Genomic DNA, 12,835 nt, shown 5'->3' on the forward strand with positions numbered 1-12,835 from the left:
GCACAATGCATACTTGCATGATGCAAGTCAACAGGGTATGTTCACGCCATGCTTGGTCGTCTTTATGAAAAACAGAACTGCTCGGCCTCACGCGCCCTGGAGCTGGTCGGCGAGCGCTGGAGCCTGTTGATCCTGCGCGACGCGATGTTCGGCGGCTACACGCGCTTTTCGCAATTCCAGAAGAGCCTGGGGATTGCCACCAACATCCTGGCCAAGCGCCTCGAGGATTTCGTCGAGGCCGGCCTGATGGACCGTCGTCCGGGTGCCGCCGGCGAGCAGGCCGAATACGTCCTGACCCGAAAGGGGCTGGAATTCAAAACGGTCATCATCGCGCTGACCGAGTGGGGCGACAAATGGGTGCGGCCCGGACCCATCTTCTACTGCGACCAATCCGACGGCAGGCCCGTCGAGGTGCAATTGCGCCGCGCCGACAATGGCAAGCGGGCCGATTTCGCCGACGTCGTGGCGGCCCTCCGCTAGGCACGGCGGCGGGTCCGGCCCGCAGCACGATCCAAGACGAAGCTGTTTCGAATTGTGCCATAAATGTTACCGCATAGCTCACCTCTCCAGGTTGCATCTGTGGCTCGGGTCTGGTGGATAGTCCGCGGGAGGAAACATGTCCGTCGGACAGCGATCGACTTTGCGGCAGCGTCTTTTTGCGTTTCTCGTCGCCGGCCTTGGTGGCCTCGCGGCGGCCGCCGCGTCATTCGCAATGACGGTGTATGAAGCATCCAACTCGCGGCCAACTCCAACGGTCGCAGCCGGCGAGCCCATCGACACCGGGCGCTGGGTTATTACGTTTCGCGGTGCCCGAACCGGCTCGGTTCCGCCGACGGGAACCGAGCCGTCCCAGCCGAAGACCTTTTTGATGGTCGAATTCGACCTCGACAACCGCTCGGCGGCGACCAGCAACGCCTTCGCGTCCATGTTTGACATCGACCCGCCGATCACGGACGTGCAGGCGCCGGCCTTCTATCTTGCACGCGACAAATGGATCGCAAGCGGCGTCCATCCCGGCATACCGGAACACATGATCGCCGCCTGGGAGTGGCCGAAGGCGCAGCCGCTGCCGCAGGATCTGCGTCTCGTGGTGGGCAGCCAGATCTACAAGCGGCGTGACAATCTCTACGGCGGCTCGGGCTGGTTCGATCGCGATCCGGTCGCGATCGTGGCATTGCCGGTAAAGACCGAAATGGTCGTCGGGCCGGGGCAATGAGAACAGGTCTCAAGGAAACCGGCGCGATCATCTTCGCGGCGGCGATCCTCTACGCAATGCAGCGGACTACCCCGCTCTACAGCAACATCACCTCGCCCGTCTCGATTGCTGGCGAGCAGGGTAAGCGCACCGACGCACGCGCCTTCGCGCTGGCCGTCGGCGACGTGCATCTCGCGCGTACCGTAAGGATCGAGCGCTTTGGCCAGACCCGGACCTACACCACTTCCGGGGTCTGGGTCCTGGTCGAGGCCGCCGCCGAAGCAAAACGCGAGAGCCTGACCCTGACCTCCGCCGAATGGCTCGGCCCGAGCGGGTTGCGCTATTCTCTCAGCCAGCGCATTTCCACCATGCCGGCAATGCTGCCGGCAGAGCGGCTGGAGCCGGGACTGCCAAAGCCCGTGCTCATGGCTTTCGAAGTCCCGGAAAACGAACTTGCGGGCGGAACCGTGCTGGTCGCGCCATCGGCATTCACACCGCTGGGTGAAGAGGTCCGGGTGGCAATCACCGAACTTGCGGTGGGCGACATCCCTGGCGCCGTGACGATCCGCCGGAGCGATGGCCCGATGCCTTGGACGCTGGAGACCGAGTGATGGCGGAGGCCATTTCCCGTGCCGAGAGACGCCGCTACTGGCTGAGCCTTGCTGGGCTGGGCTTCGCCCTGCCGGCTGCAGTGCTGGTGCATTCCTGGGAAAGCCTGGAGGCATGGCGATCCGGTAGCGACCGCGACCCGATCGCGGTCGACAGGGGTGAGTCGCAGCGCTACGCCGGGGCCGAATGGCGGCTGACAACGCTGTCGCGCCTGCCCGGCGGCTCGGCAGATGAAGCCGTCGTGCTGGCCGAATTCGAGGCGAGGATCGAGGATCCTGGTCTCCTTGCAGAAAGCCCCTGCGCCGTTGTGCTCACAGACGCCGAAGGCCGCCGCTGGCTGCCTGCCTTCCTGACCCGGCCCGTCGTGCGCAAGATGCAGCCCGAGGCAGCCGACAAGCCCCGCTGCGGCGGGCTGGCCTTCCAGGGCGCCGGCACGCGCGGCACGGCGCGCATGGCCGAGACTTTCGTCATTCCGGCGACGGCAAGCGGCCTTGCGCTGTCGGTCACGCTGGCGAACGCCAGGCCGCGCCATCTGCTCTTCAGGTAGCGACCCTCAGCGGCTGCCGTTGCGCCGCCACCGCAAATTCAAGCACCGCCGCCAGCAGCGCGATCCTCAAGGCGTCGAGCACTATGCCGCCGTCAAGATCGCTCGGACTGCCGATGAACACGCTGGCGAAGCTGAAGACGACCTGCCATCTATCGAGGTCTGGCGCGCCGAGCGTCCGCGTCGCGCCAAACCACAGCCAGGCGCAAAGCCAGCCGATCAGCCGGTAGGCGACGACGAAGGTGAGCAGCGTCGCGAGTCCTGCGCCGAGCGTGAGCTTGAGACAGGCCCAAATCGGCGCATAGCGCGAGCGGTAGCCGCCGAGGAAATGCGTGATGAAGTCGCTCAACCATTTGCGCCAGGTGGACCCGCGCGACGGCGGCGGCGCGGCCGCTGCCGAAGCGGCCGTCAGCTCGTAGCCGTTGATGATCGCCGCCATGACCAGCCAGACCATTGGCAGAAGCGCATAGAAGAACAGGCTTTGCGCCTGTTCCAGGATGCCGGGCTGCCTGAACTCGGCCGGCGTGAAGCCTTCGGCAGCGTGAGCGGCGATCGACAGGACAAGCGATCCTGCGCCCATGCTGAGTTCGCTGCGCAACGCACTAGCCCCGATCCAGGTGATGAACTCGTCCTTCCAGATATCGAGCGCATAGAGCCCGATAAAAATCCAGCTTGCATCCGCCGCCACGACGAGCAGCCGCCAGTAAGGCCTGCGCGCGCCTTTGTTCATGCGCTTCGCGAACCAGCGGACCAACCAGCAGCCGACAATCGACGCAATGAGGCCGCTGGAGCGCAGCAGGCCGAATATGTCGGCGCTTTCTCCCAGCGGAATGCGTTCGAGCGCCAGCCGCGAATATTCTCGCACACTGTCGCCGAGGAATCCCCATGCGGCGTAATAGGCGAAGAAGGGCAAGATGGCGGCCGCGGTCACCGCCAGCAAGTGGTCGGCGGGCTGGGACGTTTTCTCCTGTTTCGCACCGCTTGCCGACATTTGGCGAAGCGAGGCGAGTGCCGGCAGTCCCGGACGCAGGGCGACGAACATCGCCACGATGACCAGAAGCTTCGTCAGCACCACCAGCGAAAGCACAACCATCCCGCCGAGGGGATTGACGAGGCCCACCGTGACTGCCGCGTTGAGCAGGAGGTCGCGCGCTACATAGCCGATGGCGCCGAGAAGCAGCAGTTGCGGCCAGAAGCGGGCAATAAGACCCACGGTAAGGGAAAGAGGCCTGACAATATCGTCGGTCGTTGTCATGCCATGTGCATAGCCGAGCAAGACCGGCGCCTCAATCCACGGAATGTCCGGTTCGGCTATACCAGCTGACCGCGGAGTTGGCGGCGCATCCCTCGTGATGGCGGGGACCGCAGCACGCCCGATTGCGGTGGTGAGGAACGCCCAATTGCGCTTGGGTCTAGTCCGCGCACCGTTCAGCGGAAGCTTGGGCAGCTTGCGGCAACAGGCAAGACGCAACCATTCGATGCCGTCGAGGGCGTCGTGGACGATCCCACCGACGCCCTTGGGTTTAATAAGAAGTGGCGTGGGAATTTAAGAAATGGTGCCCCTAGCCGGGATCGAACCAGCACTCCTTGCGGAACTCGATTTTGAGTCGAGCGCGTCTACCAATTCCGCCATAGGGGCTCAGGCCGGGCGGCCTGGATGGGCGCGGACTATACGGTTGGAGGCCTGTTCGTCAACTGGCCAATTCCCGAGACCCTATCTAGCCCAAGCCCAGGCTTTCGATTTCGTCGATCGGAGGCTTCGGTCCATAGTGGGCATCTCAGCCCGTTTGAACCCTTCTACCTCAACAGCGGCCACAGAATGCCGATGAATGCTGACACCCCCATCCATGAGCCAATGCGCCGTCGCCAGCGGCAGGATGCGGCGCACGCGCAGGTACACGAGGGTGATGAATGTCGAATGGGCGATAGGCGCCAAGAGCCGGTAGAGCATGAAGTGTGGGTCGAACGTCAGCGGCATCACGGCGTGCTGAAACGACCAGGAAAACGCTACGACGGCAACGGCAAATCCCGTGCTTCCCGACAAGACTTGGAAACGCGGCAGAAGATAGCCGTTATAGGTGGTCTGCTCCGTAATGCCCCAGACCAACGGAAAGATCAGCACCCCGTAAAGCGCAGGCAAGAGCGGCAAAGGTCCGTATATTTGCAGTGCATCAGGGTTGCCGTAGACCAACAGGCTGCTGGCGATGATCCCACCGTAGATGAAAACGAGGCTCGGGAGGATGAGCGCGACGCCCAACAACAGATCGCGCCCCAAGCGTTTGCGATCGAAGCTGATAAAATCGAGCAGCGTGATGCCCTCGCGCCCGTGCAAGCCACCACAGGAGACCAAGGCAGCCCGCGTCGATCAAACTGCCGTATGCCGGCAGCCAAGCCCCTGCGTCGCGCCAGGGCGTTGCCGAACCGTGCGCTGCATAAATGGCCGCAACCAGGCCCTGCGCGGCAACAGCGAACGCCGAGCGCGCGAACAACATCAAGGCGGGGCCGGACCATGTCAGCACGCCGGCAGATCGCCGCTCGAGAATGGCGGCACGGGAGTTCGGGACTGTGGCTTCGCTCATGATCGGCTTCCGAACGCTACGGTGGAAACGAGTTCAGCCAATTCCGGTTTCTGGAGTGAAAGCAGAATGTGTCGAGCCGGCCATGAGCAAAACATCATCACCGAGGGCGGCTCACATCTCCTCGATGGCGTCGGCAATGTAGCCGCCGGTCCGACGCTTCCACAGTCGGGCATAGAGCCCGTCGCGTTCCAACAGCGCCGATGGTTTTCCCTCCTCGACGATGCGGCCTTTGTCGAGGACGACGATCCGGTCCATCCTGGCAATGGTCGACAGGCGATGGGCGATGGCGATCACGGTCTTGCCCTCCATCAGAACCGCGAGCTTGGACTGGACCGCCGCCTCGGCTTCGCTGTCCAGTGCGGACGTCGCCTCATCGAGAACCAGGATTGGCGCATCCTTGAGCAACACCCGGGCGATCGCGACGCGTTGGCGCTGGCCGCCGGAAAGCTTCACGCCGCGATCGCCGACGAAAGCGTCGTAGCCGGTGCGGCCTTCAGCATCTCTGAGATCGGCGATGAAGCCGTCGGCCTCGGCCAGCAGCGCGGCGTGCTCCAACGCCTCCGGCGGGGCATCGGGCCGGCCGTAGCGGATGTTGTCGCCGACGGAGCGATGCAGCAGCGAGACGTCCTGGGTGACGACGCCGATGCTCTCCCGAAGGCTGGCCTGGGTCACGCTGCGGAGATCCTGTCCATCGATCAGGATCGCGCCGCCCTTCAGCTCGAAGAACCTTAGGAGCAGGCTGACAAGGGTCGACTTGCCGGCCCCGGAGAGGCCGACGAGCCCGACCTTCTCGCCTGCGCGCACGGTGAGCGACAGGTCTTCGATCACCCTTTGGCCCTCGCGGTATTCGAACTGGATGTTCTTGAACTCGACTTCGCCGGCCGTGACGTCGAGCGGGTTGGCGTTCGGCGCGTCTTTTATAGTCGGCGGCGTCGTCACGACCGGCATTGCGTCGCGGATCGTGCCCACCGCCTGGAAAATCTGCTGGCCCATCTGCAGGAAGGCACGGGAGTTGGCATTGAGCCGCTGAACGATGGCGATCGATGCGGCGAACTGGCCAATCGTGACAAAGCCGGCGACAAATCCCCAGAGCCCTATGGCAACGTTGGTGAGAAAGAGCGCAACATTGAGCAGGACGACGCCCATGTCGGTCGTCAGATAGATGCGCCTTTCGCGCTGCTGGGTCTCGATGGCGTTTTCCATGACGGTGCGCATTGCGCCCGCCTCGCTGTCTTCCGCCGCAAACAGCTTGACCATCTGGATGTTGCTGTAGAGGTCGGTCATGGCGCCGACAACAAGGCTGCGCCCCCGCGCCGAGCGGCGCGAGCGTTCGGAATATTGGGGCACCGCCACCACCGCAATGGCGATGTTGGCGGCGATCCAGACGAACACCGGAAGCGCCAGCGGCCAGGATAACGCGCCAAGCAGAACGAGCGAACCGACGAGCTGCACCAGAAACAGCGGTATTCTGTAAAAGGCCACGACGATCTGCTGCTGCACGGCGGATGCGACTTGCGAAATGCGCGACGCAACCTGACCTGCGAAGAGATCGTGGAAGAAGGCAAGGTCCTGGCGTTCCACCGCCTTGTGGCCCTGCCATTGCATCGCCGCCGGCATGCATACGGCCACCGTCTGCGAGTTCAGCGCATTGCCCAGGAAGATGAGCAACGGCAGCACGGGGAAAACCAGCACGCCGAGCACGACCAGCGTCGGCCAGTCCTCGTGCAGGAAAACCGCCGCGCCCTTCGCGCTCACCCCGTCGACGACGAACGAGGCCCCCCAGATCGTCGCAAGGTTGATCCCCTCGATCGCCATCATCAAGACGGTAATGGCCGCAAGAGTGCCGCGGAACATCCTCGCGAAATGCAGGAGCAGCGCAAACGGCCCGCTCGCTGGCAGCGGCCCGGGTGGAATATCCAGCGGACGGATGAGCGTCTCAAAGGGGCGGTAAATGAAATCGGAGAACGTCATGGCGGCGCAAAGGGCGGATGGAAAGACAGGATGTGACAAAAATCGCCGTATTTAAACACGGATCGTGTTCGACGGGAAAACCCACGATTTATTAGATATTGCCTTGACGCACTTCAGGCGGGCAGGTGCTCGATGCCATGGCCTGGTCGTCAACTGGCCAAATCCCGACATCTGGGCTCGCTCAAGCCTCAGCCTTTCGATTTCGTGAAGCAGCTGCCATTGTGCAGCGCGGAAAATCTTTCTAGACAGGCGGCGCATGTCATTGAAGCGCACCTTGTCCGACGAGATTGATACGGCGCGCTTCCAAGTCTTGTTTGTACATGTCGTGACCCAAGACCACTACCGGTTTGGGCGTGCATTAGGAGTGCCGATGCTTCGCGGACTTTACGACTGGACCTTGTCGCTGGCGGCCAGCAAATCGGCCGAATGGTGGCTGGCCTTCATCGCCTTCGTCGAGAGCTCGGTGTTCCTGGTGCCGGCCGACGTGCTCTATCTGCCGATGGCGCTTTCGCGGCCGGATCGCGCCTATCGTTACGCGCTGGTCGCCACCGTCGCCTCGGTGCTGGGCGGCATCGCCGGCTGGTTCATCGGGCACTACGCCTATGACGCGGTGGCGCGGCCGATCCTCGAATTTTACGGCAAATATGACGAGTTCGAGGCGATGCGCGTCTCGTCGGGTGTTGGCTTCATCATCCTGATGCTGGTCACCTCCGGCCTCGCCCATCTGCCGCCGATCAAGGTGGTGACAATCCTGTCCGGCGTCATCGGCGTTCCTTTGCTGCTGTTCATCGTGCTGGCAATCGTTGCGCGCGGAGCTCGCTTCCTGTTTCTCGCCTGGCTCTTGCGCCGCTATGGCGAGCCGATCCGCCACTTCATCGAAAAGCGCCTTGGCCACATTGCGGGCGCCGGCGCCGCTGCCCTGATTTTGCTCTATATCGTCGTCAAATACGCCGTCTGAACGGCATCGAACCGAATGGACTGATTCCGATGACAGCGACCGTGAATGCCGATACCGGACGCCAGCGGCTGCGCACCGCCCTGTTCCTCGCCGTCGCCATGGCCGCCACAGTCGGCTCGGCGCTGGCCTTCCAGTATGTTGGCGGCTACATCCCTTGCAAGCTCTGCCTCGAGCAGCGCACCCCTTACTATGTCGGCGTGCCCTTGATGCTGCTGGCGGTGCTTGCGTCGGCCCTTAAGGCGCCCGCCTGGATAAGTCGTGGCCTGCTGGCCATTGGCGGCCTGCTGATGCTCTACGGCCTCTATCTCAGCGTTTATCACTCCGGCGTCGAATGGGCGTGGTGGCCGGGCCCGACCGATTGCACCGCAGCCGCCGGACCGGTGGACACCGGCGGCAAGGGCGTGCTCGACGCGCTCGACAAATTCGTCCCGCCCTCCTGCGACAAGGCGGCGCTCCGCATCCTCGGCCTGTCCTTGGCCGGCTGGAACGCCATCGCCAGCTTTGTCCTGGCAGTCGTCGCCTTCCGCAGCGCCTTTGCCCGCGATTGAGCGGTTCACCCTTGCGCCGACGCGAGATTATTCAAGAATTCGGCAGGCTGAGTCGTATCAAGTGATTATCGAGAACCGGAGCGGAGCGTACTAAAGTACGTGAGCACCAGCCTACGCCAGCCGTAGCCTTAACTACCACACCACGACCGCTCATGAATGCTTCGGCCGGCGAAGGCCGGAAGCGCAGAAAATCGCTTCAGACGGCCAGCCTCCCGAATTATCGGATGATCTCAAGGCTCCAGTTCGACATCCCAGTACAGATAATCCATCCAGCTTTCGTGCAGATGGTTGGGCGGGAACAGCCGGCCGTTATTATGCAAATCATGCACCGTCGGCTGGTAGGGCTTCTGCAGCGGCCACATCTTGGCGTGGGCCGGCATCATGCCGCCCTTCCTCAGATTGCAGGGCGAGCAGGCAGCGACGACATTCTCCCAGGTCGTGGCGCCGCCGCGATGGCGCGGAATGACATGGTCGAACGTCAGATCGTCCGGCGTGCCGCAATATTGGCACTGGAAACGGTCGCGCAGGAAGACGTTGAACCGGGTAAACGCCGGATGCCTCGACGGCTTCACGTAGGCCTTCAGGCTGACGACACTCGGCAGCTTCATCGAAAAGGTCGGCGAAGACACGGCGTGTTCGTATTCGGCGACGATGTTCACCCTCTCGAGGAACACCGCCTTGATGGCATCCTGCCAGGACCAGAGCGACAGGGGGTAATAGCTGAGCGGACGGTAATCCGCATTCAGCACCAGCGCTGGAAGCCCATCCGGAGATACGGCAACCGTCACGTCGTTGACCTCCTTCACCCTAGAACCGGTCGACGCGGATACTGTAAGCCCGACATGACAGGGATGTGAAGCGGATTGTCGATCATGCCGGGTCTCAAAAACGCATGATTTCAATGCTTTTTTGCGGATTCAGGCCGGAGGCGCGGCATCCCTGCCCTTCAATTCGCGATAATAAGCCCAGAAAAGCCGCGATGCGACACCGCGCCACGGGCTCCATGATTCGGCAAGCCGGATCAGCATTTTCTCCGGCGGACGCGGCTCGATGCCGAGTGCATGGCCGACCGCGCTCTGCAACGCAACATCGCGCGCCGGAAAGATATCTGGGTGTCCGGCGGCAAACAAAAGGTAGACTTCAGCCGTCCACGGGCCGATGCCCGGCACCTTGGTCATGGCAGCGATCGCTACCGTCGCATCGAGTTGGCAGAGGTGATCGAGGTCGAGCCCGTCGGCCACCGCCTGGGCGACGGCAATCAGGCCGCGCTGCTTGGGCCGCGACAGCCCGACCTCGCGGAAGACCGCCTCATCGGCGGCTAGTATCGCCTGCGGCGTCAGCGGATCGAGCAGTTTCGTCAGCCGGCCGAAGATGGCATCGGCGCTCGCGCGGGACACTTGTTGCGAAACGACGATCGAGGCAAGGCTCCTGAAGCCCGGCTCCGACAGCCTGAGCGGCACCTCGCCGGCCATGCCGCGCACCTTGTCCAGGCGCGGATCTAGCAGGCACAGCGCGTCCAGGCCTTCTACAATGTCGTCAAGGTTGGCGATGCGTTGCATGTCTGCTTGTTCCAAAATCAAAAGTGCCGCACACGCTTCGTCACGCGTCCCTCTGGACGCGCGACGCTGCCGGCGCAAAGTAGCAATTGGCGAAAGCGCCGCACAACCCGATTGCCGCCGGACAATGACACTGCTGACATTCCGCTTCGCGCCGAGCCCGAATGGCGAATTGCATCTCGGCCACGCCTATTCGGCACTGCTCAACCAGAAAATGGCCAAGGCGGCGGGCGGACGCCTGCTGCTGCGCATCGAGGACATCGACACGACACGCTGCACGCCGGAATTCGAGGCGGGCATTTTTCGCGACCTGAAATGGCTGGGGCTTGGCTGGGAGGAACCGGTGCGCCGCCAGTCCGAGCATTTTGCCGAATATCAGGCTATGCTCGAGCGTCTGATCGAAGAGGAGCTTGTCTATCCAGCCTTCATGAGCAGAAGTGAGATCCGCGCCTTCATCGCCGACAGCGAAAAGCGCGGTCGCGACTGGCCGCGCGACCCGGACGGCGTGCCCCTCTATCCCGCCGCCGACAAGGCGCTGCCGGCCAGCGAGCGTAAGCGGCGCATCGTCGAAGGTGCACCATTTGCCTGGCGGCTAGACGTCGATGCGGCAATGGCGCGGGTCGGCAGGGACCTGACATGGGCCGAATACACGGACGAGACGCTCTCTGGGACGCGTCATGTCGAGGCCCGACCGCAGGATTGGGGCGACGTGATCGTGGCGCGCCGCGAAATCCCGACCAGCTATCATCTCGCCGTCACCTTGGACGACGCGCTGCAGGGCGTCAGCCATGTCGTGCGCGGCCAGGACCTTTATTCCGCGACCAGCGTGCAGCGGCTGCTTCAGCAACTGCTTGGCCTGCCGCAGCCGGCCTATTTCCACCATCGCCTGATCCTCGGCCCGGATGGACGAAAACTGTCGAAGAGTCTTGGCGATACCGGCCTTGCCGCCCAGTGTAAGGCGGGCGCCTCGCCCGACGATGTCAGGCGGCTGGTCGGTCTTTAGACCGGTGAGCCGACGGCCATCAACGGCGCTCCTTCAATTCAAATGACTCTATGGATCAACCGTTTGGTTTTGCTTGCCGGCCCGAACGGCATTAAGCAATCGCCGCAGTCGATCCCTCACCCGAATTCACCGCGGCCTCCGGAAAATGCACAGCCTCAAGCGGTTCATCCCCGCCTCTTTCGTCGTCCTGTGGGCGACCGGCTTCATCGGCGCGCGCTATGCCATGCCGTGGGCCGAGCCTTTTACTTTCCTGGCTGCGCGCTTTGTCCTGGCCGCAATCCTGCTTGTCGCGTTGATGGCCGCGCTTGGTTCGAGCCGCGCCACCCGCGACGAGGCGCTGCACGCAGCCGGCGCCGGCATCCTGATGCATGGGGTCTATCTCGGCGGCGTGTTCTGGGCCATCCACCGGGGCATGCCCGCAGGGCTTTCAGCCCTGATCGTCGGCCTGCAGCCGCTGATCACGGCAGTGCTCGCCGGCCGGCTTCTGGGCGAGGCCATCCTGCCGCGCCACTGGGCCGGTCTCGGCCTCGGGTTGATCGGCGTGGTAATCGTGCTCTGGCCGAAGCTCGGCGCGCTCGGCGGCGGCGTGACCGCCGAAACATTGGGCGCCTCGCTGGTCTCCGTACTCGGCATGAGCGCCGGCACGATCTGGCAGAAGCGTTTCGCCTCCGGCGGCGATCTGGTGGCTGCCACGTTCTGGCAATATGTCGGCGGCGCATCGGTGATGGCTCTGGCCTCGCTCGCCTTCGAGACCCGAACGGTGATCGTCAACGGCGAACTGATCTTCGCCACGGCCTGGCTCGTGCTGGTGCTGTCGATCGGTGCCATCTTCCTGTTGATGGTAATGATCCGCGACGGCGAGATGTCGAAGGTCGCCTCGCTGTTTTACCTCGTGCCGGCCGTCACCGCGGTCATCGCCTGGACATTGTTCGGCGAGCAGCTGAGCCCACTCCAGATCGCCGGCATGGCCATCGCGACGCTCGGCGTCGGGCTGGCGACGGCTCAGCCACCGACGCGGGCGCGCGCCTCCAAATAGCGGCTGATCGCGGCGTTGAGCTCGCCGCCGAGGATGAAGATCGCCGAGACGATGTAGAGGAAGACAACGGCGATCATGATCGAGGCGAGGCCGGCATAGGTCGTCACATAGGACGAGAAATGGTCGAGATAGGCGGCGAAGATGGTCGACCCGATGAGCCAGCCGACCAGCGTGAAGATAATGCCAGGCACGATCGAAACGAACCGGCGCTTGCCGGCCGGCAACCAGAAATGCACGGCGAACAGGCCGCCGATGATGACGACCGAGGCGATGACGTAACGCCAGAGGGTGATCGTGCCCATATAGGGTTTTATCCATTCAAGATGAGATTCGGCCAGCCGCGCCAGCAATGGCGCAAAGACCAGCAGCACGCTGATCGCCAAAAACCCGGCCGTCGCGATCAGCACGAAGATGATGCTCTGCACCCGCCGGTAGATGATGCCGCGCGTTTCTGAGACACGATAGGCGCGGTTGAGCGAGGTGCGCAGCGCCTCGATGCCGTTCGAGGCGAAGTATCCGGCAAGCACGATACCGTAGGTCAACAGGTCGCTGCGCCTGACGGTAAGCACGTTGAGCACTTCGCGCGCGATCGGTTTGGCGATCTGCTCGGGCCATGTGTCGAACACAAGGTGCACGGCGGTGTCGGCGAAAGCCTGCGCGCCGAAAAAACTCGCCAGCGTCGTGGCGAAGATCAGGAAAGGAAAAAGCGCCATCAGCGCGGTGATCGCCAGATGGCTGGCCATTGCCCAGCCGTCGTCGGTGTTGAAATGGCCGAGCGCGTCGTAGAGCACGCGTTTGAGGGCTACGATCTTCCGCAACAAGAACCGCGTTCCCTT

Annotated in this window: 14 protein-coding genes and 1 tRNA gene; 8 read left to right on the forward strand and 7 right to left on the reverse strand. The window is 63.3% G+C overall.

The window, feature by feature from the left end; genetic code table 11:
• Nucleotides 1-48: 48 nt before the first annotated feature.
• The 4 genes from NKH29_RS23135 (at nt 49) to NKH29_RS23150 (ending at nt 2,351) form a co-directional block, all read left to right on the forward strand.
• Nucleotides 49-480: a winged helix-turn-helix transcriptional regulator gene (locus tag NKH29_RS23135; protein WP_023721056.1), complete on the forward strand. Its 432-nt coding sequence runs from the start codon at nt 49-51 to the stop codon at nt 478-480.
• 136 nt (nt 481-616) lie between these two features.
• Nucleotides 617-1,216 carry a hypothetical protein gene (locus NKH29_RS23140; RefSeq protein WP_031194561.1) on the forward strand — a complete coding sequence of 200 codons (600 nt, stop codon included), beginning with the start codon at nt 617-619 and terminating at the stop codon, nt 1,214-1,216.
• Nucleotides 1,213-1,806 carry a hypothetical protein gene (locus tag NKH29_RS23145; RefSeq protein WP_023721058.1) on the forward strand — a complete coding sequence of 198 codons (594 nt, stop codon included), beginning with the start codon at nt 1,213-1,215 and terminating at the stop codon, nt 1,804-1,806. Before NKH29_RS23140 ends, NKH29_RS23145 begins: the two co-directional genes overlap by 4 nt.
• On the forward strand, nt 1,806-2,351 hold the full coding sequence (locus NKH29_RS23150) for a hypothetical protein (RefSeq protein ID WP_352789504.1): 546 nt from the start codon (nt 1,806-1,808) through the stop codon (nt 2,349-2,351). Before NKH29_RS23145 ends, NKH29_RS23150 begins: the two co-directional genes overlap by 1 nt.
• Here NKH29_RS23150 and NKH29_RS23155 read toward each other — a convergent pair.
• The 4 genes from NKH29_RS23155 to NKH29_RS23170 all read right to left on the reverse strand — a co-directional run bounded on the left by NKH29_RS23155 (nt 2,344) and on the right by NKH29_RS23170 (nt 6,898).
• On the reverse strand, nt 2,344-3,603 hold the full coding sequence (locus tag NKH29_RS23155; protein ID WP_352909930.1) for a hypothetical protein: 1,260 nt from the start codon (nt 3,601-3,603) through the stop codon (nt 2,344-2,346). The two genes, NKH29_RS23150 and NKH29_RS23155, sit on opposite strands and share 8 nt — an antisense overlap.
• A gap of 299 nt (nt 3,604-3,902) precedes the next feature.
• Nucleotides 3,903-3,987: transfer RNA gene (locus tag NKH29_RS23160), tRNA-Leu, on the reverse strand.
• Nucleotides 3,988-4,062: 75 nt separating this feature from the next.
• On the reverse strand, nt 4,063-4,680 hold the full coding sequence (locus tag NKH29_RS23165; RefSeq protein WP_353000645.1) for a CPBP family glutamic-type intramembrane protease: 618 nt from the start codon (nt 4,678-4,680) through the stop codon (nt 4,063-4,065).
• Nucleotides 4,681-5,038: 358 nt separating this feature from the next.
• Nucleotides 5,039-6,898: an ABC transporter ATP-binding protein gene (locus NKH29_RS23170; protein WP_353000646.1), complete on the reverse strand. Its 1,860-nt coding sequence runs from the start codon at nt 6,896-6,898 to the stop codon at nt 5,039-5,041.
• A gap of 370 nt (nt 6,899-7,268) precedes the next feature.
• On the opposite strand from NKH29_RS23170, the gene NKH29_RS23175 reads away from it, so the two are divergent.
• Together NKH29_RS23175 and NKH29_RS23180 are read left to right on the forward strand one after the other, a co-directional pair.
• Entirely contained in the window at nt 7,269-7,856 is a 588-nt protein-coding gene (locus NKH29_RS23175) for a YqaA family protein (RefSeq protein ID WP_352483530.1), read from the forward strand.
• 29 nt (nt 7,857-7,885) lie between these two features.
• Nucleotides 7,886-8,404, forward strand: a complete 519-nt coding sequence (locus NKH29_RS23180; RefSeq protein ID WP_023721064.1) for a disulfide bond formation protein B — start codon at nt 7,886-7,888, stop codon at nt 8,402-8,404.
• Nucleotides 8,405-8,634: 230 nt separating this feature from the next.
• Here NKH29_RS23180 and NKH29_RS23185 read toward each other — a convergent pair whose 3' ends face one another.
• Nucleotides 8,635-9,192: an HNH endonuclease gene (locus NKH29_RS23185; RefSeq protein ID WP_023677956.1), complete on the reverse strand. Its 558-nt coding sequence runs from the start codon at nt 9,190-9,192 to the stop codon at nt 8,635-8,637.
• 129 nt (nt 9,193-9,321) lie between these two features.
• Nucleotides 9,322-9,963: a DNA-3-methyladenine glycosylase family protein gene (locus NKH29_RS23190; RefSeq protein ID WP_023721065.1), complete on the reverse strand. Its 642-nt coding sequence runs from the start codon at nt 9,961-9,963 to the stop codon at nt 9,322-9,324.
• A gap of 124 nt (nt 9,964-10,087) precedes the next feature.
• On the opposite strand from NKH29_RS23190, the gene gluQRS reads away from it, so the two are divergent.
• Together gluQRS and NKH29_RS23200 are read left to right on the forward strand one after the other, a co-directional pair.
• Entirely contained in the window at nt 10,088-10,963 is an 876-nt protein-coding gene (gene gluQRS, locus NKH29_RS23195; RefSeq protein WP_023721066.1) for a tRNA glutamyl-Q(34) synthetase GluQRS, read from the forward strand.
• A gap of 145 nt (nt 10,964-11,108) precedes the next feature.
• Nucleotides 11,109-11,999 (forward strand): DMT family transporter, encoded by an 891-nt coding sequence (locus NKH29_RS23200; RefSeq protein WP_023721067.1) that lies wholly within the window; start codon nt 11,109-11,111, stop codon nt 11,997-11,999.
• Here the strand turns inward: NKH29_RS23200 and NKH29_RS23205 are convergent.
• Nucleotides 11,966-12,820 (reverse strand): YihY/virulence factor BrkB family protein, encoded by an 855-nt coding sequence (locus NKH29_RS23205; RefSeq protein ID WP_031194564.1) that lies wholly within the window; start codon nt 12,818-12,820, stop codon nt 11,966-11,968. The genes NKH29_RS23200 and NKH29_RS23205 overlap by 34 nt on opposite strands.
• Between the last annotated feature and the right edge of the window lie 15 nt (nt 12,821-12,835).

Source organism: Mesorhizobium sp. M1295, assembly GCF_040318135.1.
In the GTDB taxonomy this organism is placed as follows: domain Bacteria; phylum Pseudomonadota; class Alphaproteobacteria; order Rhizobiales; family Rhizobiaceae; genus Mesorhizobium.